The organism is Ruegeria sp. BJ3 (genome assembly GCF_056535665.1).
Genome location: NZ_JBQFIT010000001.1, coordinates 2,152,255 through 2,173,579 on the forward strand (window position 1 = coordinate 2,152,255; position 21,325 = coordinate 2,173,579).

Sequence of the window (21,325 nt, forward strand, 5' to 3'; positions counted from 1 at the left end):
TCACCACCCTTGCGCGCAGACGGTTCTCCTTCCAATATATTCATATACCTGAGAATTCGTCAGAGGTGATAAGGCACGCGATGCAACCATCTGAGCGCATCCATCCGAGCCCAAGACTGGTAACAGGTTCCAAAGCGTCACGAATTGCTTTCCACCCTAAATCTGAAACCATCGAACATGTTTGCTTTGCCTTTAAGTCCGACGACAAACGACAGTTGGGTTGCGTTCAGCCTCGCAGACCCGTCGCAGCGAGGTGATTGACATAGATCAAAGCACCAACATGAATTACATAGTGAAATTCGAATGTTTCAACATATTCTACGTTCACCGTCCTGTCCCCAAGTAAACACAAAGGTGAATGGAATTTTGAAGGAGTGGAAGTTCCACCCACGGGGGCTCGGCAGGAGTGATGGCGAGCCCCCAGTTAGTTGATTGGCGCCCAATGTGCCCAGGTTGAGACACACGGCATTCGGTGCAGCTTTGACCATAGGATTAAGCCGCTGCGCCAATCGAGACAAAAAGAGAAGGACGCCACTGACGACGTTCGGAGTGGGCAGTTGGCGGAAATCACTTATGAACTCTGTTGATCCAAACGAACAGAAACTCAGGCGGGCCCTTACAACCCCGTTGCTCACGCTTTATGGCCTTGGGGTAACGGTCGGAGCGGGCATTTATGTTTTAGTCGGCGCGACAGCAGACATTGCTGGACCGTTTGCAGCGTTTTCGTTCGTTTTAGCCGCGCTCGTCGTATCACTCACCGCGCTTTCGTATGCAGAACTCGCAACACGATTTCCCGTCAGCGCAGGTGAAGCGGCCTATGTTGAAGCGGGATTTCAGAAAAGATGGATGGCGGTTTTCGTCGGCCTCGCGGTCGCAGCTTCGGGGATTATCTCTGCCTCTGCAGTTGCAATTGGCGCAGCATCATACCTGCATGCTTTAACCGGTTTTGCGATCCCTGTTTTGACCATCAGCGTCGTTTTGATCATGGGTTTAATCGCACTTTGGGGGATCACTGAGTCGGTCTTTGTTGCGGCTGTCATTACGATCATCGAGATCGCAGGCCTTATCTTTGTGATTGGCTGGGGCATGTCGGTTCAGGATCCGCAGGGATACGGAATCAGTTCGATGCTTCCACCGCTTGAATTCGACGCGTGGAGAGGCATTTTCGCGGCATCACTTCTCGCCTTCTTTGCATTTGTTGGCTTCGAGGACATGGCCAACGTGGCAGAAGAGGTTAAAGACCCGGTCCGCACGATTCCAAAAGCGATTTTACTAACCCTCGTTTTGGCGACCGTGTTGTATCTAGGAACCTCAATGACGGTTCTACTTGTTGTTCCGATCGATGTTCTTTCGACATCCGCAGCCCCCCTCGCGCTTGTGTTTTCAAACGCGCCCGAGGTGATCAAACAGGGCTTTTCCGCAGTCGCGATTGTGGCGACAGTCAACGGAGTACTGATCCAGATGATCATGGCCTCGCGGGTGATCTACGGCCTAGCTGACCGTAACCGTTTACCGAAGGTTCTGGCGATTGTCCCAAAAGCAACTCAGACACCAGTTATCGCTACTTTGCTGGTCGTGGCGATCATCGTTTTGCTGACCCAAACTATACCGCTTGGTATTCTGGCAGAGCGCACGTCTCAGATCGTTCTCGGCGTCTTTGTACTGGTCAATATTTCGCTGATCCTGCTGAAGATGAAGCCGGACGAGTCCGCAAAGCACTTCCGCGTTCCTCTTGTGATACCGATCCTTGGGGTGATCACCAGTGCATTGCTTTTCGGATCTGGATTTCTCTAACTGTTACAACGACCCAAAGGCCTCAACGAGCTGCCACGGCATATGACGACTGACCAAACTTCCATAGGATCAAAACTTTCGGCCTGGTGGCATAGAACGTTTGTGGATCTGGTTCAGCAGCTGCAATGGTCCTATCTGCCACCACTGATGGTCTATTTTGCGGCCGGCGTGTCCGGCCTGACCTCGGTCGTTGGTGCTTTTTTCCTAAAAGACTACCTCGATTTATCCGCCTCTTTCGTTGCAGGGCTAGCATTTTGGGCTGGTATCCCGTGGATACTAAAAATGCCGCTTGGTCATGTCGTGGACCTGTTTTGGCGCTGGAAGTCCCTGCTGATCTTGTTCGGCGCGTCCTTGATCACGTTGTCTTTGCTCACCATGTACGGGCTCGTGACCGCACCTGCGCAGATGTCCAGTTTCATGCCGCTGGAAGACTGGTATGTTGTTGCCTTGCTCTTGGCGCCTTCGGGCTATGCCATTCAGGACGTTGTTGCCGACGCCATGACGGTTGAGGCGGTGCCGAAGGTTGACCGGCACGGCCTACCATTTTCGCCTGAAGAAACCCGTGCTCAGCACACGACGATGCAAACCTTGGGCAGAGTTTCCATTATTTCTGGGTTTGCCGCTGTTGCGGCTGTAAACATCTGGATTTTCTCTGGAACAGAGGATCTGCAAAAATCCGATCGCCTTGCGCTTTATGGCCAGGTGTACCTGATAGCTCTGGCCATCCCTGTGTTATCCGTCAGCGGTGTCGTTCTTCACAGCTTGATCCAGCGTCAGCGTATAAGATCGGGCGACCCGCCCTACGCGCCGGATGAAGTCACCGAAGTCAAATGGTCCATATTGCTGGGCGGCTTCGCATTCGTTGTGCTTAGCATCGTGTTGGGAACCGCCGATTTCGAGTTTGCGCAAGAAACAGTCTTTGCGGTTTCTCTAACGGTGATCCTGTACCTTATGTCGCGCCTGTTGAAAGAGCTGGAACCAGCACAAGCCAGAGCCCTGATCGGGACAGCGACAATCATTTTTGTGTTTCGCGCTGTGCCGCTATCAGGACCAGGCCTGACTTGGTTTGAAATCGATGAACTGGGGTTCGATGAGCAATTCTTGGCAATCCTGGCATTGTTGACCTCGCTGCTGGCCTTGCTCGGGTTAATTGTTCTGCGGCCATTCATGGCCAACCGTTCGATTGCGCACGTAGTGGTACTGTTGACTATTGCGGCGGGCGTGCTCGCGCTGCCCAACCTTGCCCTCTATTACGGTGTGCATGAATGGACGGCGGCGCATACCGGTGGTGTTGTCGACGCAAGATTTATTGCCATCCTCGACACTGCTGTTGAATCGCCGCTTGGACAGATTGCCATGGTCCCGATGTTGGCTTGGATTGCACGCAATGCCCCTGTTCAGTTGAAAGCGACCTTTTTTGCGGTGATGGCATCATTCACAAACATGGCTTTGTCGGCGAGCAGCCTCAGCACCAAATACCTCAACCAAATATACGTCGTCACACGCGCCGTCACATATCCAGAGACCGGTGAGGTCACGTCTGCCGCGGACTACAGTCAACTTGGATACTTGCTGATCTCCGTAGCCGTGATCTCGGTGATCGTTCCACTGGCCACAGTGTTTTTCGTTCAAAACTCGCGCTTCCGAACGAGTGAATGATCACTGGCTTTCAACCTCTCTCAGCAGAGCTCTGAGATGTGAAACCGGGACGCCGATGTTTGAGCCACCAAACTCGGGCAGGATCGCAGCATTGATCGCAACGACCTCGCCCCGCCGATTCAATGCTGGCCCCCCGCTCCCACCGGTCGTGGTCTCGGCGTCATAAACGATGGCGCTCTCACTTGTTCGTGCAACGATCCCCCGGCTTGCGAGTGGGTGAATCTTGCTTTGAGTAGAAAGCCGGGACGCGATCGACCAAAAGTTCAGCGTTCCTTCTGCCTCCAGTTCCTCTAGAAAGCCCGGACCGGCCTGCGCGATTAAAGCTTTCAAACCCGTTGGATATCCCAACAGAAAAAGCTCTTCACCGACGCGCGACGTGGCATCCGCCAACGGAATTCCGAGGTCTTGAACGCTTGGCTCAACTGCCAAAATCGCCAAGTCTGCTGCTTCGCTGAACCGAACCAAACGCGCCTCTATTGGTTCCGTTTGATCAGGCAAATAGGCCAACAGCCTCAACATTTCAGGCTCAAGGCCAGCGTCGCTCAACGCCTTCTCTCGGTTCCCCGAAGTCCAGGGCAAAGCGACATGGCGGTTGGTGGCCATCAACGGTACCCCAGCAATCAAAAAGCCGGTTCCGGTGAATTGAAATTCTGCAGGTTCGCCGGTCCCGTCCGGTTCGATCCAAGGTTGGCCGAATGGGGTTTTCAGGTTTTCTCCATTCGGTCCCAATACATGCCGCAATATCTTCCCGCTTTCCACGTGGCGCAGTCCATAAGCCCCCTGAAGGAAAGCGACGGACCGGGTCGAGGCAGCGATCACCCGCGTGGGGGCTCCGGCCCGCTGCTCCAAGGTTCCAAGACGCTGCTCGGTCGACAGAACCTGGTTCTTAAAAGCTTCACGCAAAGAAGCCAAGTCATCAGGCGTAAGTGCATCTTCTCGCGTCTGGGCGAGCATAATCGCGACCGCTTCGATCTTGCGGGACTCCTGTTCAATACTATCCGCCAAGCGCCGGTCGTTTTGGTAAAGCAGGTACCCAAACCCCGCGATCACAAGAAGCGTCGCAAGTACTGTGATCCTGAACAGTATCGTGGTCTGAGACGCAAGCCGCCGCCCGCTGTCGCGCAGGGCACCAGACATCTTTTTAGCGAAGGGTCGACGGCTCGTTCGGGTGTAAGCATAGGCGTCACTGAGGATATCTTCGACTGTGTGGTGCGCGGGAAATGAGTGATCGCACAACCTGTATCGAGACATTGGGCCCTTTTCGCCGAACTCGATCATATCGCCATGCCTCAGAAGCGCCGATGAGGCTTTTTGTCCGTTCACCCATACATTGCGCCCTGTTGACGCGGCTATCGTGTAACCGTCGTCAGCCCACTTTAAGGTGGCAATATCGTTGTCATGCGGAGGCAGGTCGTCTTTAGGTCGAAGGCTTAACACCCTGCCATCGTTAACAGAAACGGTCAGGGCTTTATCGACCAGCCAGTTCACGTAGCCGCGCGATGGTCCGGTCAGGCTCTCCAGAAAGGCCCGCACCTCACCTTCACCAGCATGTCCTGAGGGTGTCATGCCACTCTCTTCTGGTTTTCGCATTGTGGCCCCCTACCCAAACGCGTGAGGGCATTCTACCACGCTTAAACGCCAAACCCATGGCCTGGTACGAATGTACAAAAAACACATTTGTACAGGTGCTTGCGGTGCCTGCGCGGATTCAACCAAAGACACTTATCAGGCCGCAACTCTAAGAAGGTCGATCCACGATCGACCCTCTGCTTTGCTCTTTTCAAGCACGGTATCGAGCCACCAGACCGTCTATTTCGACGGTACCTTGATCTTACGGCTTGGGTCCTGAGGCTCAATCTTCGGCATTTCTATATGCAGAACGCCCTTGTCGAACGTCGCTGAAATCTTGTCGATTTCTACAGTATCTGGCAGCGACATGGCTCTTGAAAAGCTGCCATAGCTTCTTTCGCTGACACGAAGATCGCCCGTTTCATCATGCGCAATCTTCTTCTGACCGCGCAGGATTAGCCTGCGATTCTTGATTTCAATTTCCACATCATCTTCTTCGAGCCCCGGCAATTCAGCCGTCAGGACAATCGCAGAATCCGTTTCTTGGACATCGATTGCCGGTGAAATCGCACCCGTCATATCAAGGGACGGAAAACCCGTGCGTTGCGCAGCCGTTTCCATCGGCAGGAAGGGTGATCCTTCCCCAAGAAAACGCGACATCAGGGTTTCCATTTCACGCCGAAAGTTGTCAGAGAGCGGATGCATTCCAGTGAAAAGTTGCGGGGACTTTTTGTCTTCTAACATTTTGAGCCTCCTCCATTGGCCTGATTTCACGCGCGCAACATTATGACAGGAAAAGCGGTCAAGGACCTTGATCTTGCGCAAGCATGCAACCTCAGGATCAGCCAGACCGAACGCGGCGGCTGAACGAACAGAAACGGGAAACTTCGTTCACTAAACTTGCCTCGTCGTGGTGAAGTTAACACACTTCTCAGTAGTCTTGATCGGAATCCCAGGTCAGCTTAGCGTTTATTTTGAATGAGCCCGAGCTGCCTAGCTTTAGCACAGTGGAGCAAAACTGTATGAAATGGCCTTATCTGGCGCTGATTTACGTTTTGCTGATCTTGGCTCCCTTGGGTTTTTCTTGGTCCTTGGGGTGGCCACCACGATCATTTAATCAAGAGCTCGCGTCCGGGCTTGGGATGCTGGCTTTTTCAATAATCTTAGTCGAGTTCCTGCTGTCTGGGCGGTTCAGGTTCATCTCTTCCGGTCTGGGTATGGATGTAACCATGCGGGTGCATCAGTTGATGGCGCGTACAGCACTCGGCTTTGCGCTGATACACCCGCTTCTCTATCAGGGTACGCCTTCGGGCGGACGCCGCCCGTGGGATGAAACAAACCAACTTACGATTTCCACCGACTTTTCTACGCTGGTATCGGGCATCGGCGCATATCTATTTCTGTTCATTTTGGTCGCCTCGGCAATTGCCCGCAAATCCCTTGATTACAAATACGAAACATGGCGCCTCTTACACGGGCTGGGAGCCTTGGTGATCGCATGCCTGTTGTTGCATCACACGGTCTATGCTGGGCGCTACGGTGGGCATCCGCTACTAACCTATCTCTGGCTTGCCCTAACCAGTATTGCAGTTGGAACTTTGCTGTATGTCTATCTCGTTCGCCCTTTACGTCAGAGGAAGAGACAGTGGCGCGTCACGTCTGTGTCTCGACTAACACCGAAGCAATGGGAGTTGCGCGTCGTTCCAGATGGTCACAACGGACTAAACTTCGAAGCAGGGCAATTTGCTTGGCTAAACGTCGGCCACAGTGTTTTTTCGCTGCATGAGAACCCATTCTCGATTAGTTCGGCACCAGCCGAAGGCCCCGAAGTTTCATTCATGATAAAGGAGCTTGGGGATTTCACATGCGGCCTCAGACAGATCGCTCCGCAAACCACGGCCTATCTGGATGCCCCGCACGGAAATCTATCGATCAGCCACCGAACTGAGAAAGGCATTGTTCTGATCGCAGGTGGTGTCGGGATCGCGCCCATGTTGAGCATTGTGCGTCAGGTACGGTTGAGTGGAACACAGTACGAGCTCAAGCTTATCTATGGCAACCGGGTGGAGGAGCAGATTGCTTTTCGCCAGGAGTTGTCCAAAGAAGAAACAGTATTTGTTCTATCCGAGCCGCCAGAGGATTGGTCCGGAGAGACAGGCTTGATCGACGGTCATCTGTTGGACCGCAATTTGTCTTCTGAACAATTTGAAAGCTGGCTTTTTGTTCTCTGCGGCCCCCCTGCCATGATGGACACGGTCGAAGATCATCTGATTGAGCGGGGCACCGCGTCACACCGGATTTTGTCTGAAAGGTTTGACTATGATTAGACTGCTCAGAAACCTGCCCGCACGCCAACAAGTAAAACTCGCAGTTTGGTTGATCAGTATTTCAATCTTCGTCGCTGTCTTGGCCTTTTGCTTAAGGTAGAAAGCTAGACCGCCAGGGGTTGGCTAGCTTCAAGGCTGCCGGCCGAAAAGGCAGGTATTCTTGGAGATGGATGCCGTCACGAACTTCCTAATAAACATGCTCCGCGTGGACAGCATGAGCATACCGCAACGATCCAGATATGCCCCCATGAAACGCCTTTGATGGAGATCAAGGGCAACGCACGTCACTTATTCATAATAAGCAATCTATTCAGACCGATTTTTGGGAGGATCGGAATGACTTTACTCATCGCCTTCGCCACGGTCGAAGGCCAAACAGCAAAGATTGCGCGCTTCATCACCGATCTCGCGAAGAATGCCGGTTTCGATGCAAAGCTGATCAATACCGATGAAACGCCCGGCCACGTTTCACTTGACGAAGTGGTCAAGGTTATTCTCCTGGCCCCTGTCCACGAGCGTAAGCACCCCAAGTCATTCGAAGCATTTGTCGCTTCAAATAGAGATGCCTTAATGAAGCGAAAGTCTCTCGTGCTTTCCGTCGGTCTAAAAGCTGCTTTCGCGTCAGGTCGAGAAGAAGCACGCGACTATCTTGACGAAATGCTTCTTCGAACAGGTTTTGAACCAAATGCGACGGCTTTGATCGCAGGCGCGGTGAGGCCCGAAAACTACGGGTATTTTGAGAGGGAGATTCTTCAGCGCGTCGTCTTGCTCGGTCGAAAAATCGATCCACGAGAAGGGGCAAGGGAGTTTACTGACTGGGATGAACTCACGTTAATTGTGATAGAGTTCCTTGGCGAAAACGGGCGGGCAAACACGCTTCAACCTCAAGCGAGTACCCAATAACAACTGGCTGTTCCCGTATTAACCGATGAACGTATAGAGCTACCTATACCAGCAAATCACAGTCGCCAGTTCTCTTCATCAGTGCCCGAACAGCACTGGCAACCTTGTCTGCTCCAACATTGCTTGTGTCGTTCCCCCAAATACCGACTGACGCAAATGGGAATGCCCGTAAGCGCCCATAACAACGAGGTCGGCCCCCAATTCTCTTGCGCGTTCCTGAATGCAGTGTTCAATTGAATTCCCGCCGCACCGAAACTGCGACACGGTCACAGTGCAACCGTGATGGCTGAGCCATCCAGCTAGGTCGGTTCCGGGCGCTTGACCTTCTACGTCATCAGGCGACGGCAAATCAAAACACCCAATCACAACTTCGTTGGCCGCCAGAAGAATGGGTAAAGCTAAATGCGCAACCCTAGACGCAGGCAGGCTATCATTCCATGCCAAAAAAATGCAGTCGCGTTGGGCAAACGGATCTCCATTTATCATCAGGCCTACCGGCGAATGGAACAATACTCCGTACGCGATCTTATGAAACAAATCGGGGTCTTTTCGCAACTCAGCGTCTAGAAAGGCGATATCAGAGCGATTGGCTTGGCCAGCCACAAGATGCTTCAACTCTGCTCCAGATCCCATAAAGGCAATTACATTTGCAGATACGCCTTGCCCTACCAGAAGCGCTTCAACTTCTGTGGCGCGGGACTTCAAGGCGGCATTTTTTCCGTTAAGAACATCCAACCAGTTTGAGGGAAGACCCGCCTCAACGAACCTGTTTGATCCATACTTTAGGTACGGCAGGTTGGGTAAGTCCGCGATCAACACGCAATTCAAGTGAATGTTGTGGTTACAAGCAGTTTCAGCGCATTTCAAAATCGAAGCGTCGTCAGCATCAACTCCTACATAATATGCCACTGTTTTGTGTTGCATTCCCGACCTCCGTCCGGAATTTCAATTCGCCCAAAGGCCGTGCTCACGGATTAAACCTACGAAGAGACAGTGTTGTTGGTCGCTCTTCTTATTTCGGCAGCATGAAAAACTCTTCCAGCACAATCTTGCCTTCCGCCACCGAATACACCGCGATCTCGCACAGGGTCATACGCTCACCCGTGGCCTTCTGAACGACCTCGGCTCTGAAGCGCACTCCAAAGCGGTTGGGTGGGTGGACGTAGGGGCCATCCACTTCTAGTTCTTGGATTTCATGCGATGCCAACCAATCCTCTCTTTTTCCCTTGATGGCTTCTCGCCCCTTTGAAACGCGGAATTGTCGAACCGGAGGCACGACTGCCTCTATCGACTGTGCGTTTTCGGCATACATTTCATCAACACTTGCAAGGCCCCTGCGCTCACGCATGGCCTGGGCGAATGATCTTCCGATTTCGATCAACTCTTCCATGAGCCCCCCCCTGAATTACCATTGACAGTACCACGTCTTGCCCGCGCCAATCTTGACAAGGATCAATAAGAATATCGATGGATACTGTGAGGCCGGTTCGAACAAGTCTCAGCTAGGCCAACAGACATGTCGCTTATAGCGCGCCAAGTTCGCGCCACTCGGCAAGAGCGGCGGCGCCGTGACAACTTGAAGGTGTCTCGGTTGGGAAGGGATCGCCCCAGGCTGAAGTGATTGGAGACGGAGGAGTGAACGGCGACGAGCTTCTGCAAACTTCGCATCCGCCTTAACCGCTGCATCGTATGTCGCGAAAGGTTGTTTTGTCCGCAGACTAGCCGTTGGGGCACCGCGTAGCGGAGGTCTGCTAACCGCCCATAGAGACAGCTGCAGCGCCGTTCGCCAATGAGCTATACGGGCTCGATGCGGTCGCTCAGCCAAATTCATTGAACGACTGCATTGCGGACACTAGCTGCCGTTCGCCTCAGCGCAGCAATATTCCGACAGACACATGACCCATTGACCAATGCTTGTGTTACGTTTCCTCTTGGCAGAACATACGTGGCAACGTTTTCAGGGAATGAACAAACATGAGTTTTGTTGAAGCAATAAAGACGTGCCTCACAAAATACTTCGTTTTTTCCGGGCGCGCGGCGCGGTCAGAGTACTGGTGGTTTGTGTTGTTCGTGGTCCTCGTCAGCATTGTTTTGGCAATCATCGACGCCTCTCTATTCGGCGTGAACCCTGAAACTGGAGAGAGTAGCCAAGTCTTAACTCCGATCTTCCAACTTGCAGTTGTCGTGCCCATGCTGGCCGCCGGATGGCGGCGTTTGCATGACACTGGAAGACCAGGCTGGTACTTGCTCTTGCCTGCAGCGCTCAGCATCGCAACCATGTTCATGCTGTTCAGTGGCATCGCTGTATTTTCAGTCCTCGAGCAAGGGGCTGACGACCCTGAAGCATTGAGGGGCCCAGCGGCTCTACTTGGCGTCACAGGTTTGATGGTTGTGGGAGTTCTTCAACTGATACTCTCTGTGCTGATGATCTGGTGGCTAAGCCGACCGTCACAGGAAGGTGAAAATGAATATGGTGCACCCGCAGCTTGAACTTATGACGTGGATCATCAGTGCTTTCGCGGCAGAATGACGAAACATGGCTTAGTTGCCTAGGAGGTTACTTATGAAGAGACATCTAGTCGCCGGCACGGTCCTCACAATCATGATGTCATCACCTGCCATGGCTGAGTGGAACTTCAGTGGGCCGCCGAACGCCAACGCCTTCATTCAGACCGGCGACATGACTCTGGAGTTGCAGTGCGACCGTGTCCGTTTCGCGCCAGCAGGTTATGACGACTCGCAGGATATTGTCTACAGGCAGGGCCTGTCCTTTCGGTTCATGAAGGATGGTTCGACCGAGGTAGGTGCGTTTCAGGCAGGATCAGTGAATGCGGATATCTCGCTCGTCGACAACTATCCTGTTGAGGTCCGTTTCTTCGATCAGGGCGACTATGATTTCGTTTTGGATCAGATTGCGCAGAACGCCGTTCTGAACCTTTCGATGGCTGACCAGGATGTCTCTTATGGTATCTTCACGCTCAAAGGATCTTCCGCGGCGGTAAGATCCCTGCGCGCGGCCTGCGGCTCTAACGCGTCGACATCTCAGAGCATGGAGGCGCCAGAAGGCATTGTGTATTGCGGTGGCGGTGCCGTGCAGAGGGTCATCGAATACGCCATCGTGGGTCAACCCGGCGAGCAGTGGGATGCTATCGTGACCGTCAATGGTGAGACAGTTCGGGCGATGACTTCATATAGCTTCTTCGGAAATTCTGAACCACCAGCAGGCTTCCAGGTGGCGCTCCTGGGTGAAGATCGGTCAGAGTTCCTCGTCTTCAGCGATGGGGGCCGGAACTGGATCGAGTTTGGCGATTACACCTACGATCAGTGCAACTGAGGCACACGGAAGGGCTGGAGACACGAACATGGGTAGCCAACTGGTTGGAAATGGCAATCGCGCCGGCGCTGGGGTTTTGGCGGTTGCTGTTTGTGCTCTTTCCGTGGCCTTCTATACGGCCTCGGCGCACGCGCAGGATTTGTCCGGGCTGCCCACACAGCTTCTTGAAAGAGTAGAGGCCGCGCAGCAGGCATGTTCGGATATGGAGAACGGGCAGTTCGCCCTTGAATTGGGAGCCATCCACCGCGTCGATCTCGATGGAGACATCGAGCGGGACTGGGTTCTGGACGAGGCGGGTTTTGCCTGTTCCACCGCTGTGTCGCTCTATTGCGGGACAGGCGGTTGCATGTCTCACTTCTTGGTCGAGGAACATTTGTTCTCGCTTCTCAATCAGGGATGGGACATGGCGAACATCGGCCCATTTCGCGTGCTTTTGGCGGATGTGCATGGCTCGCAATGTGGTGGGATCAACCCAACGCCCTGCATCGTGGCCAGTGTTTGGGATTCAGATGAAACGGTCTGGCGCAGCACGGGTGCAGAGTGGGAGTAGAATATATGGAAAGGCGCCTCGAAAAGATCATGCGTGCCATATGTGCCTGCGCTTTGGCGCTGTCGGTGACGGGATGCGTCGAAACCGCTCAAGAGTTAGCGATCAGCGAACCCGACCCGGAACTGAACTTCGTTCGCGGTTACCGAAGTGTTGCGGACGAGTGCCAGCTTGTCGGCGAAACGGCGTTTACTGGCGATTTGCTCGACGATTCGGCCGATCTTGTGGCCTGTCCGACGGGAAGTGCAGCAATGGCAAGCCTAATGGCGGAAACGGGAGCGCCCGTAATCACCCAAACCAACAGCTTCTCGTTCTTCAGCATTCCCTACCGCTGAACCACATGCTTGCCCTGGACTTTGAATGGTCCTCTCTGTCGATGAGTTCAGGACAACTGCCGGACTACTCCGGAACATCCATCGAGAAGAAGTACGTCGCGCACAACGCTTGACCGGCAATGCCTGCAGGCGGTTCCATGCCAGTAAACATCGCTACGCCAAGGTAGGTAAACCCGGAGCTGTCCTCACTCCAGGTTGCCATATACGTGACTGGTTGGTCGCCACAAAGCGTGTTTCCCTGCCTTAGTGGGCCTGCATCGCCTGATACACGAAACACCTGAGCAACAGGCACGTCGCCAGACGCACCCCAATTGCCTGAACTCTTGGGGTCATGAACTTCGAGATCAAGAAACCTGCCGGTCTCGAAGACCATCCGCTTGGTAGACATGATTACTGGCCCGGTAATCGCCAATGCCGTTTCGCTGGAAGGATTGAAAGCGTTAGAATCCTCAAAAAGCGGCTGGGATGATGCTGGCCCCCCCAGTATCCCCATAGCCATTGACAGCATCAGGATCGATCGACGCATTTGAATCTCCATTGTGCGAAGTGGTCTGACAACCTTAAAGGTCCTTTTGCTTCGTCGTCGAATGCGGCCGCGAGTTCCTGTTCACTGTCTCGAATGCTGCGCAAGCGATCAAGGTCTGAGAAGGGCTCGGTGCGGTCATTGGCAGGTTTTTTTTAAGAATGTCTACTTTGCCGACTTTGCGGTCTGTCAGAAAAGGGAAAGAACCCGTGCGAGTTTTCCTGCCTTCGAACGTTAAGTGTCAGCGAGGTTCAAACGGCGCAGCGATCAGGCCGATGGCCAGATAAGGTTCAAGATCAAAACGACGATGAAAATGATCGGAAAGAAAATCAACGCTTGTTGAACTTTTGAACGGTTCTCAAACCAACCCATACTTCTTACAGCCCAATATGCGCCACCACACAAAAGACCCGTGACAATCGCGTGCAACCAATCCATTAGCAGTCCTCCGCAGGCAGCATAGTCACATCAGAGTAGCGACCATCCGCCGTTGTTATCCGCGCGCAAGCGCCAGTATCACGGTTAAACCAGAATGACGTGAGACCCTCGGAGCGGATCAACTCGTACCCGAGGTTCTGTATGCCCATCTCCGCTTGGCCGGCACGTGCTCCTTCGAATGCAGTCAAATCGCTTGAACTGCCAATAGCAGGTTGGCCCGGTTCGGTAGAAGTGCTTGGAGTATCACATGCGACAAGGCCAAGTGCTGCAAATCCAGCCACAAAGGGAACAAATGACTTCATTGGATTTCCTGCTTGTTGAACTCGGTGGCTACTCGATGCCGATACCAATATCAAAGGTGACCGGTTGCGCCCCGGCGTTTAGGACCTCGACCACATGATCGCCAGACTGCCAAAGTTGGCCTCGATAAGGGGTATCAGAAGAGATCAGGTCTAGAAGGAGCGAGCCATCCGGGTTGAAAATTTTGTAGTCCAACGCGCCACCGTGGGAACCCACGTCCACGCGCATGAACTGACCATCTGCTGCGCCGAGCACGTAGCTCACTGATGTATTCGGGTTCAAAGTGCCCGACATCGCTGCGCCGCTGGTACCTGCCGCGAATTGGACCCGTTGGGTTCCTGAAACTACGGGTAAACCGCCGGACCCCGCCATTGCGCCTTGGCCGTCATCGGCGGCCTGCGCGACGCTGAGTTCAGCGACTTGACCGTCGTTGGACACAAGACATCTCCAGACTGTCTCGCCTTTGTCTTGCAGCATGACGAGCGAATTTGCTTCGGAAAACTCTGTAGACAGAACAGTGCCGCTTTGTCCGTCCGGCCCACCCACAGAACGCAATTGGTCGATGCAACTGTCAATCGCGTCCTGTCCGACGTCAGCGGCCGAGGCGAACGTCGGCGAGATACAAAGAGACAAAGCCAGAACCTTTGATCGCATAACTAAACTCTCCTGGTATTAATTAGACACCGCCGCGTCGCGCAGTTGCTGCAATACGGCATCACATTCGCTGGCCGCTCCGACGATCGCATCCCCGTTTTCTTCCGCGTCCGGGGTCAGTTCTCTCAGGTTAGTGACAGCACGGTTAAAAACTTGATCGACCTGTTCTTCTGTCAGAAGGCCCTCCTGTTGCGCTGCATTTGCAATCCCACAAACACCGGCTGAAAGCCCGGTAGCGATGCCCATTCCAGCGCCACTGCCGATGCCCAGCATCCCGCCACCAATACCGCCCACAAGCAGCCCTATAACCAGTCCCAAAATCAGTTTACCCATTTGTTTTGTTTCCTAATGCTCTGAGGTTTGTCACCATTACAGAGGCTAATTTGCTCTATTCTTTTTCCTGCATAATCTCACCAAAATCACCAAATTCACCGACGGCGCCAGTATTGCTAACAGTGGCCTGACGGTCTCCGGCGCAAATTCAATTGCAAGAACCCACGGTAGGCCCAAGGGTAGCAGAAATAGCCCAGACAAGGGATCTCTTGGCTGTTCAAACCAGCCGAAGGTTCCTGTCATAAAGATGAAACTCGCGCCTGCCCACAGCAACATGAAAACCCAAATCGCGGCTTTGCACAGCATCAGTCATCGCAACGTTCCAGCAAGCTATTTCGCAAAACTAGAGCGTTCCTTCGTTAGTAAGCGACATTATACCGTCTGTGGAGCCGTCACTGTAAGCGATGCACTGCCATGGCGCGCGGTCCGGTCCGACGCCGACGCGCACAAACGTCCCGGCTTCAGAGAACTCCGAACCGAGCAGTGCCACATCCGGATTGTTGGTTGTCGCAGTGACATCACGCAAGCAAGCTTGCTCCGCCGCGTTTGGTGCCGCCGACGTAGCACTGGTTGTGCTACCTTCATCACAAGCGGTGAGAAGTGCAACCGCTGGAAAAGCCAAAAGAAAGTTTTTCATAATGTACCCTGTTTCACGTTGACCTAGGAAAGCGCCGAGGCGCTTTCTCCGGGATCTTAATTTTGTCCCATATTCAACAATACGGTATTCACTTGGTTGGTCAAATTTTTGCGATTTGAATACGCTACCTAATTCAGTCCAATCAAATTGTGTCCGCTTCGGGGTCAGGGCAAACGTTCGATGCGTAGTAGGGCCATAGGCCGGATAAACGGCAGCTTCGGGCTCGAAACAGTCATTAGCTGCAACTTGCGCCAACGACCGAGAAGCGCACAAAGTGAGCATTCGCTGCGCTAGCACGAATGTCTGCTTTTGAAAAAGCTAGCCGGTCAAAAACGGTCGTTTCTGTCTCGGTAAAAGTTATAGGCAAAACGCAGGGGCCCGACAATGTCGAGCCCCTGAACATATCCGTTTTGCTCCCTCAAGCTACCATGTCGACTACGGCATTTGTCGCAGCAACCATACTGCCATGATCCGCCATCATCTCAGTCAGAGAGCCCACGAGGGTGCTGTCAGACAGATTCTAACCAGTCTCAGTTTCCCAATAACCACGGGAACTTAGGCGGAACAGAGCTTACGCCACTCGGCGAGAGCGGCGTTGCGGATCAGCTTGAAGTTTTCGCGGGTGTAGAGGTGGCGCTCCTGGTTGAAATGGTTGTAAACGGAGGAATGAACGGCGGCGAACTTCTGCAAACTTCGCATGCGCCGGAAGCGCTGCATGGCCCGTTCTCTTCGTCGGAATGGCAGGTGCGAATTCTCAACCCGATTGTTCAACCAACGGCCTGTATGCTGCAGATCGGCCGGCCCAACCTCCCGCAACGCCGCACCGTACGAAGGGAGGCGGTCCGTCACCAGAACTTCCGGCCGACCGTAGCGCCGCATCAATTTTCTGAGGAATTTCAGAGCGGCTCGCTTGTTTCGACGTTTCGTGACCACGGCTTCCAGAACTTCGCCTTCGTGATCAACAGCGCGCCACATGTAGTGACGTTCGCCGTTGATCTTCACGAAAACCTCGTCGACATGCCACTGCCATTGCCGCCCGGATCGCAGTCTTTCCGCCCGCCGACGCCGGATTTCTGACGCGAACATCGGACCAAATCTGTTCCACCAGAAACGGATCGTCTCGTGACTTACATCAATACCGCGCTCGTGCAGCAGATCTTCGACATTCCGCAGCGACAAAGGGAAACGAACGTACATCATGACCGCCAAGCGGATAATTTCCGGGCTGCTATGAAAGTATTTGAATGGATCACACTTGGGCATGGCCAGAGGCTACGAAACCGCCCTGCCCGCCTCAACCAAATTCCTTCTGACAACACCAGCGAAGCGATCTGTGACGACCTCCTTGGCGCAACCGTGCCGTTTCATCAATTTCCTGAGGAATTTTAGTGCTGCAGCCTTGTTTCGGCGCTTGGTGACAACTGCTTCCAGCACTTCACCTTCGTGATCTACTGCACGCCACAGATAATGTCGCTTGCCATTCACCTTTACGAAAACCTCGTCCACGTGCCACTTCCATTTCGAGAACGCGCGCAGCTGCTGCACACGCTTCCGTCGGATCTCAGCTGCAAACATTGGACCAAACCTGTTCCACCAATATCGGACGGTTTCGTGGCTCACGTCGATGCCTCGCTCGTGCAACAGATCTTCGACATTTCGAAGCGAGAGCGGGAAACGGATGTACAGCATCACCGCAAGGCGGATGACCTCGGGACTGGTTTTGAAGTACTTGAAAGAGGCAGGTTTGGTCATGGGCAAAAGCTACGCAACCGTCCTGCCTGCCTCAAGACAAGTTCTTCTGACAAGACCCACAAGGTAGCAAGGTCGGCAAAACGGATAAAGTGGGTGTTCAAGGAACCTTTTAAAGCGCCTTTTCAATGAACTTTGAAAAAAGCTCACCCTGCGAGTTGATCCTAAGTTTCGCGTAAATGTTGCGTCTGTGGATGCGGACTGTGCCTGGAGAGATGCCGAGAATTGTGCCAACAGCTTCTGCCGAATGGCCCTTCAATGTGAACTCAACGACTTCTCGTTCTCGTGGCGTCAGAACGCCATCGCCAAATGCCTGGAATGCTAGATCAACGCGACGACTAACGCCATTCGCTGCGGCGCCGCGGGCCATCGTTGGAAAGTCACTCCAATGTTTGCAACAGGCTGCCCGAACGAGCGGCCATAGAGCGTGCAAATGACGAATTTCCTTGGCGGAAAAAGGCTTCTCTGCTCGCATGAGCGAGACCACAACCATCCCAGCGCCTGGGATATCGATAAAGTAGCCAATCTCCTCTGCTAACCCAGTCCTTTTGTAATAGCTGCGATAGTATTCGCCCTGATAGAACCTGTCCGGTGCGATATCGCGCATGCGGTACAGACCCGGCGTTATTGGTTTTGTCGCGGCCAAAAAAAATGGATCAAGTACGTAGGGCCCGGCTTGGTAATCCTCAACAAAAATACGCCGTTTGCTTTTGGGGAAATCGTCGTGAAGGTCTATTGGTGCTTCGGTTCCAACATGGCCAAACACCACCGTAAAATCAAATGGTGCGACCTGCCGTAAGCCATCTGCCAAAGCACATGGAAATTCTGGGGTTCCGATCTTCTCCACGACCCTGCCGGCCTCTTCCATCCAATCGTACACACGCCGCTCCAGATTTTCGAAAAGCACCTCTGTACCCCAATTGTGGTATATACAGTTATTCCGAGTTATTGTTACTTTTTCCTTGTTTGAGTGGTATGCCAACAAATGCCAAAAAATCAAGCAAAAGGAAAACGGCAGTATATGAGCTTTGACATGAGCGTCACCATGCAGACGATTGCGGAACTCCGAGGAGTGACCAAGACCTTCGGGAATGTGGTCGCCGCCAAAGACCTGAATCTTTCCATTGGGAAAGGAGAGTTCCTGTCGTTCTTAGGCCCATCTGGTTGCGGCAAAACCACTGCGCTTAGAATGTTGGCAGGTTTCGAGAAGCCAACCGAAGGTCAGGTGTTGCTCGATGGAGAAGTCGTCAACGACTTGGATGCGCACCATCGCCCAGTCAACATGGTGTTTCAGCACTATGCTCTTTTTCCTCACCTAAGCGTGTTCGACAACATCGCGTACGGCCTGCGCCAACAACGACCACGCGTAGACAAACAAACAATCGCGACAAAGGTTGAGCAAGCGCTGGAAACTGTCCGTCTTGGTGGGTTTGGCCCACGTCGCATCTGGGAGATGTCTGGTGGTCAGCAGCAACGCGTCGCTTTGGCGCGTGCGATCGTAAACGAGCCCAAGCTTTTGCTGCTTGATGAACCAATGGCTGCTCTGGATCGAAAGCTTCGAAAAGAAATGCAGTTTGAACTGCAGAACCTGCAACGACAACTAGGGATAACTTTTGTCCTCGTCACGCACGACCAAGAAGAAGCGCTTTCAATGTCCGACCGAATTTGTGTGATGGAAGGCGGCAGTATTGTGCAGGTTGGCAGCCCACGCGAACTCTATGACATGCCCCGCAGCCGCTACGTGGCTGGATTTGTAGGCACCTCAAATTTCTTTGATGCAACTGTGACTGACTCAGCAACCGACCAAATCACTGTGCGTTTAGCGAGTGGCCAAAAGGTGCACGGAACTCCGGAGATTCCAATAGATGCAGGGCAGGAAGTGTGCGTTAGTATCCGTCCTGAACAGATCACGCTGACCCGCGCGCTACCCACAGCTGAAATCGCTCTGCCAGTTACCATTCAAAATCGGATCTTCCTTGGGGAGCACACAGAATACCTTGCGCGCAACGAAGCACTGGGTGATTTCCATGTACTTGTGCCAAGGCAAGCGGAATTGAACGAGGGGACGTTCAATGCAGGAGAGCAGGCCTTTGTTTCATGGGGCGAAGGCGCACTGCTGATCCTGGAAAAATAACAAATCCCGCAATCCAACAACAGAGAGGTTCACAATGACCAAGGATAATGGGACTATTTCCAAGCAAAAGTTCATGGAAGAGCTTCGCCGGTACCAAAAGGGTTCGGTTACACGGCGACATTTCTTAGGCGTGACAGGTCTTGGGATGGCAACGGCCGTTCTGGGCACGGCCATTCCTGGGTTGCGTCCACGCCCGGCATTTGCTGCCGGGGACATTGGCGACCGAGTGATCCTCGCCACATGGCCGAACTACCATGACGAGATGAACTTCGAAGCCTTCACGGAAGCCACTGGCGCCCATGTTCAGGTCAATGTTTTTGGCTCGAATGAAGAGATGTTGGCAAAACTACAGGCTGGAGGGTCTGGCTGGGACGTTTTCGTTCCAACCAACTACACGATCACTACGTATGTGGGTGAAGATCTGATCATCCCGCTCGATACGTCCAAACTGCCAAACTACGACGCAGGTTCATTCGAACAGCGCTTTTCCGATGCCGGTTCTGTCGATGGCCAGCTTTACGCGGTCCCAAAAAACTGGGGCACGACTGGCTTTGCAGTGAACACCAGCAAGCTTGACGGCGCTCCGACTCCAACCACATGGAAAGAGTTCTGGGACCTTACTATGGAAGGTTACTCAGGCCGGACAATGGTGCATGATTACCAACTCACCACCATCGGTAATGCCCTGAAATACTTCGGCTACTCCTTCAACTCGGTCGATGAGAAGGAACTGGCGGATGCCGAGAAATTGTTACTGGATGCCAAACCGCATCTGTTTGCAATCTCGTCGGATTATCAGCCACCGATGCGTAACGGTGACGCCTGGATGACGATGTGCTGGACAGGTGACGGCAAGCAGATGAATGTCGACATGCCTGAAATCGCCTACGTTCTGGGAACTGAGGGCGGTGAACTCTGGTCCGACTACTACGCTATTCCTAAGGGCGCACCCCATATGGATGCCGCTTATGCCTTGATCGACTTCCTGCTGAACCCGGAAGTTAATGCGAAAGAAGTCCTCGCCCACGGCTATCCATCGGCTGATGCTCGCACCAATGCGTTGCTGCCGAAGGAACTACTGGAAGATCCGATCCTTTATCCGGCAGCTGACCTTCTGAATGCACTCGAGTTCGGCGCGGCGGCTACACTAACCGATCCAAACCGTGCCGAGTTGCTCGCCCGCTTCAAGTCGGCCTAAGCGGCAAGGCCGCCAATATCGGAAAAGACGAGGACAAAATGACCGAACGAGGCAGAAAAGCACTGTTGCTGGCTCCAGCAGGAATATGGCTTTTGGTAATGCTAGCCCTTCCTCTGCTGGTCGTCTTCGTCTTTTCCTTTGGCGAACGGGGTGCCGCCGGAGGCTACGTTCCAGCGTTCACGTTGGAACAATATGCCAACCTTCCTGCGCGATGGACGGCGTTTAAGAACACTTTGATCCTTGCACCTCTGGGGACTATCGCTGCGTTGGTAATTGCCTACCCGCTCGCCTACTTTCTTGCAGTGCGTTGTTCACCAAAGTGGAGAACTTCGCTGTTGATCCTAGTGATCGTGCCGTTCTGGACATCGATCCTGATCCGGTCATACGCTTGGATTTTCATCCTTGGGGGGCGTGGCTTGCCCGCTTTACTGGAGTCGATCGGCATCGATGATATCCGCCTGATAAATACGCCGTTCGCTGTGCTTGTCGGGATTGTCTATGGGTATCTACCTCTGATGGTTTTCCCGATTTTTGTAAGCTTAGACAAACTGGATAAACGCCTTCTGGAAGCATCGGCTGATCTCGGCTCTACCCCATGGCGTACGTTCCGTCAGGTGACACTTCCTTTGTCGGTACCTGGTATCGCAACTGGCTGCATGCTGGTCTTCATCTTGCTGATGGGCGAGTTTCTGATCCCAGCGATCTTGGGCGGCGGAAAGGTCTTTTTCGTCGGAAATGCGCTGGTGGACCTGTTCCTGCAGTCTCGGAACTGGGCGTACGGATCGGCGGTCGCAATGACTCTGGTTGTCGTAATGCTTGTCACTGTCTCAATTTACATGAAATTCATCTCGCGCCTGGGTGGCCAGCGCGAAGATGTCTCGCTGATGTGAG

The 21,325-nt window shown here is 53.3% G+C and carries 20 protein-coding genes and 2 pseudogenes; 11 read left to right on the forward strand and 11 right to left on the reverse strand.

Annotation, left to right across the window (positions count from 1 at the left end):
* The first annotated feature begins 573 nt into the window (after positions 1-573).
* Positions 574-1,794, forward strand: a complete 1,221-nt coding sequence (locus ACR3EL_RS10775) for an APC family permease (RefSeq protein ID WP_170343043.1) — start codon at positions 574-576, stop codon at positions 1,792-1,794.
* 42 nt (positions 1,795-1,836) lie between these two features.
* On the forward strand, positions 1,837-3,453 hold the full coding sequence (locus ACR3EL_RS10780; protein ID WP_480721559.1) for an MFS transporter: 1,617 nt from the start codon (positions 1,837-1,839) through the stop codon (positions 3,451-3,453).
* On the opposite strand, the gene ACR3EL_RS10785 is transcribed toward ACR3EL_RS10780, so the two are convergent.
* Both ACR3EL_RS10785 and ACR3EL_RS10790 read right to left on the reverse strand, forming a co-directional pair.
* A complete protein-coding gene (locus ACR3EL_RS10785) occupies positions 3,454-5,043 on the reverse strand; it encodes a trypsin-like peptidase domain-containing protein (protein WP_170343041.1) in 1,590 nt (529 codons plus the stop codon).
* Between the two features lie 219 nt (positions 5,044-5,262).
* Entirely contained in the window at positions 5,263-5,847 is a 585-nt protein-coding gene (locus ACR3EL_RS10790) for an Hsp20/alpha crystallin family protein (protein ID WP_480721562.1), read from the reverse strand.
* A gap of 197 nt (positions 5,848-6,044) precedes the next feature.
* Here ACR3EL_RS10790 and ACR3EL_RS10795 point away from each other — a divergent pair, with 197 nt between their 5' ends.
* Together ACR3EL_RS10795 and ACR3EL_RS10800 are read left to right on the forward strand one after the other, a co-directional pair.
* Complete coding sequence (locus ACR3EL_RS10795) at positions 6,045-7,349, forward strand: ferredoxin reductase family protein (protein ID WP_093964960.1); 1,305 nt, start codon at positions 6,045-6,047, stop codon at positions 7,347-7,349.
* Positions 7,350-7,685: 336 nt separating this feature from the next.
* Complete coding sequence (locus ACR3EL_RS10800; protein ID WP_170343037.1) at positions 7,686-8,252, forward strand: flavodoxin domain-containing protein; 567 nt, start codon at positions 7,686-7,688, stop codon at positions 8,250-8,252.
* A gap of 78 nt (positions 8,253-8,330) precedes the next feature.
* Here the strand turns inward: ACR3EL_RS10800 and ACR3EL_RS10805 are convergent, their stop codons facing one another.
* From ACR3EL_RS10805 to ACR3EL_RS10815, 3 genes and pseudogenes are all read right to left on the reverse strand, one after another.
* Positions 8,331-9,176 (reverse strand): universal stress protein, encoded by an 846-nt coding sequence (locus tag ACR3EL_RS10805; RefSeq protein WP_170343035.1) that lies wholly within the window; start codon positions 9,174-9,176, stop codon positions 8,331-8,333.
* Between the two features lie 88 nt (positions 9,177-9,264).
* Positions 9,265-9,642, reverse strand: a complete 378-nt coding sequence (locus tag ACR3EL_RS10810; protein WP_170343033.1) for a SnoaL-like domain-containing protein — start codon at positions 9,640-9,642, stop codon at positions 9,265-9,267.
* A gap of 133 nt (positions 9,643-9,775) precedes the next feature.
* Positions 9,776-9,938 (reverse strand): annotated as a pseudogene (locus ACR3EL_RS10815) (IS6 family transposase); the annotation flags it as partial.
* A 288-nt stretch (positions 9,939-10,226) separates the two neighbouring features.
* Here ACR3EL_RS10815 and ACR3EL_RS10820 point away from each other — a divergent pair.
* From ACR3EL_RS10820 to ACR3EL_RS10835, 4 genes are all read left to right on the forward strand, one after another.
* Positions 10,227-10,742: a DUF805 domain-containing protein gene (locus ACR3EL_RS10820; protein WP_093964957.1), complete on the forward strand. Its 516-nt coding sequence runs from the start codon at positions 10,227-10,229 to the stop codon at positions 10,740-10,742.
* Positions 10,743-10,815: 73 nt separating this feature from the next.
* A complete protein-coding gene (locus tag ACR3EL_RS10825) occupies positions 10,816-11,586 on the forward strand; it encodes a hypothetical protein (RefSeq protein WP_480721566.1) in 771 nt (256 codons plus the stop codon).
* 28 nt (positions 11,587-11,614) lie between these two features.
* Positions 11,615-12,136, forward strand: coding sequence for a hypothetical protein (locus ACR3EL_RS10830; protein WP_480721567.1), 522 nt, complete (start codon positions 11,615-11,617; stop codon positions 12,134-12,136).
* 5 nt (positions 12,137-12,141) lie between these two features.
* Entirely contained in the window at positions 12,142-12,468 is a 327-nt protein-coding gene (locus ACR3EL_RS10835) for a hypothetical protein (protein WP_141138521.1), read from the forward strand.
* 64 nt (positions 12,469-12,532) lie between these two features.
* Here ACR3EL_RS10835 and ACR3EL_RS10840 read toward each other — a convergent pair whose 3' ends face one another.
* From ACR3EL_RS10840 to ACR3EL_RS10865, 6 genes and pseudogenes are all read right to left on the reverse strand, one after another.
* On the reverse strand, positions 12,533-12,994 hold the full coding sequence (locus ACR3EL_RS10840) for a hypothetical protein (protein WP_170343031.1): 462 nt from the start codon (positions 12,992-12,994) through the stop codon (positions 12,533-12,535).
* 765 nt (positions 12,995-13,759) lie between these two features.
* Positions 13,760-14,383: a hypothetical protein gene (locus ACR3EL_RS10845; protein WP_093964952.1), complete on the reverse strand. Its 624-nt coding sequence runs from the start codon at positions 14,381-14,383 to the stop codon at positions 13,760-13,762.
* 18 nt (positions 14,384-14,401) lie between these two features.
* Positions 14,402-14,716 (reverse strand): hypothetical protein, encoded by a 315-nt coding sequence (locus ACR3EL_RS10850; protein ID WP_093964951.1) that lies wholly within the window; start codon positions 14,714-14,716, stop codon positions 14,402-14,404.
* Positions 14,717-15,908: 1,192 nt separating this feature from the next.
* A complete protein-coding gene (locus tag ACR3EL_RS10855; RefSeq protein WP_170343030.1) occupies positions 15,909-16,616 on the reverse strand; it encodes an IS6 family transposase in 708 nt (235 codons plus the stop codon).
* Positions 16,617-16,673: 57 nt separating this feature from the next.
* A pseudogene (locus tag ACR3EL_RS10860) lies at positions 16,674-17,105 on the reverse strand (IS6 family transposase); the annotation flags it as partial.
* A gap of 109 nt (positions 17,106-17,214) precedes the next feature.
* The gene (locus ACR3EL_RS10865) at positions 17,215-17,982 is read right to left on the reverse strand and encodes a helix-turn-helix transcriptional regulator (RefSeq protein ID WP_093962973.1); all 768 of its coding nucleotides are present in this window, start codon (positions 17,980-17,982) and stop codon (positions 17,215-17,217) included.
* A 153-nt stretch (positions 17,983-18,135) separates the two neighbouring features.
* Here ACR3EL_RS10865 and ACR3EL_RS10870 point away from each other — a divergent pair, with 153 nt between their 5' ends.
* Genes ACR3EL_RS10870 through ACR3EL_RS10880 form a run of 3 tightly spaced genes read left to right on the forward strand, consistent with a single transcriptional unit; the run spans position 18,136 to position 21,324 of the window.
* The gene (locus tag ACR3EL_RS10870; RefSeq protein WP_254432852.1) at positions 18,136-19,236 is read left to right on the forward strand and encodes an ABC transporter ATP-binding protein; all 1,101 of its coding nucleotides are present in this window, start codon (positions 18,136-18,138) and stop codon (positions 19,234-19,236) included.
* 34 nt (positions 19,237-19,270) lie between these two features.
* Complete coding sequence (locus ACR3EL_RS10875; RefSeq protein ID WP_093962198.1) at positions 19,271-20,434, forward strand: ABC transporter substrate-binding protein; 1,164 nt, start codon at positions 19,271-19,273, stop codon at positions 20,432-20,434.
* A 38-nt stretch (positions 20,435-20,472) separates the two neighbouring features.
* Complete coding sequence (locus tag ACR3EL_RS10880; RefSeq protein ID WP_093962199.1) at positions 20,473-21,324, forward strand: ABC transporter permease; 852 nt, start codon at positions 20,473-20,475, stop codon at positions 21,322-21,324.
* The last annotated feature ends 1 nt before the right edge of the window (position 21,325 follow it).

Bases quoted from the DNA above. Each gene is read 5' to 3' on its own strand.
- ACR3EL_RS10775 (WP_170343043.1), top strand. From the start codon at position 574: ATGAACTCTGTTGATCCAAACGAACAGAAACTCAGGCGGGCCCTTACA.
- ACR3EL_RS10780 (WP_480721559.1), top strand. From the start codon at position 1,837: ATGACGACTGACCAAACTTCCATAGGATCAAAACTTTCGGCCTGGTGG.
- ACR3EL_RS10785 (WP_170343041.1), bottom strand. From the start codon at position 5,043: ATGCGAAAACCAGAAGAGAGTGGCATGACACCCTCAGGACATGCTGGT.
- ACR3EL_RS10795 (WP_093964960.1), top strand. From the start codon at position 6,045: ATGAAATGGCCTTATCTGGCGCTGATTTACGTTTTGCTGATCTTGGCT.
- ACR3EL_RS10800 (WP_170343037.1), top strand. From the start codon at position 7,686: ATGACTTTACTCATCGCCTTCGCCACGGTCGAAGGCCAAACAGCAAAG.
- ACR3EL_RS10805 (WP_170343035.1), bottom strand. From the start codon at position 9,176: ATGCAACACAAAACAGTGGCATATTATGTAGGAGTTGATGCTGACGAC.
- ACR3EL_RS10810 (WP_170343033.1), bottom strand. From the start codon at position 9,642: ATGGAAGAGTTGATCGAAATCGGAAGATCATTCGCCCAGGCCATGCGT.
- ACR3EL_RS10820 (WP_093964957.1), top strand. From the start codon at position 10,227: ATGAGTTTTGTTGAAGCAATAAAGACGTGCCTCACAAAATACTTCGTT.
- ACR3EL_RS10825 (WP_480721566.1), top strand. From the start codon at position 10,816: ATGAAGAGACATCTAGTCGCCGGCACGGTCCTCACAATCATGATGTCA.
- ACR3EL_RS10830 (WP_480721567.1), top strand. From the start codon at position 11,615: ATGGGTAGCCAACTGGTTGGAAATGGCAATCGCGCCGGCGCTGGGGTT.
- ACR3EL_RS10835 (WP_141138521.1), top strand. From the start codon at position 12,142: ATGGAAAGGCGCCTCGAAAAGATCATGCGTGCCATATGTGCCTGCGCT.
- ACR3EL_RS10840 (WP_170343031.1), bottom strand. From the start codon at position 12,994: ATGCGTCGATCGATCCTGATGCTGTCAATGGCTATGGGGATACTGGGG.
- ACR3EL_RS10845 (WP_093964952.1), bottom strand. From the start codon at position 14,383: ATGCGATCAAAGGTTCTGGCTTTGTCTCTTTGTATCTCGCCGACGTTC.
- ACR3EL_RS10850 (WP_093964951.1), bottom strand. From the start codon at position 14,716: ATGGGTAAACTGATTTTGGGACTGGTTATAGGGCTGCTTGTGGGCGGT.
- ACR3EL_RS10855 (WP_170343030.1), bottom strand. From the start codon at position 16,616: ATGCCCAAGTGTGATCCATTCAAATACTTTCATAGCAGCCCGGAAATT.
- ACR3EL_RS10870 (WP_254432852.1), top strand. From the start codon at position 18,136: ATGAGCGTCACCATGCAGACGATTGCGGAACTCCGAGGAGTGACCAAG.
- ACR3EL_RS10875 (WP_093962198.1), top strand. From the start codon at position 19,271: ATGACCAAGGATAATGGGACTATTTCCAAGCAAAAGTTCATGGAAGAG.
- ACR3EL_RS10880 (WP_093962199.1), top strand. From the start codon at position 20,473: ATGACCGAACGAGGCAGAAAAGCACTGTTGCTGGCTCCAGCAGGAATA.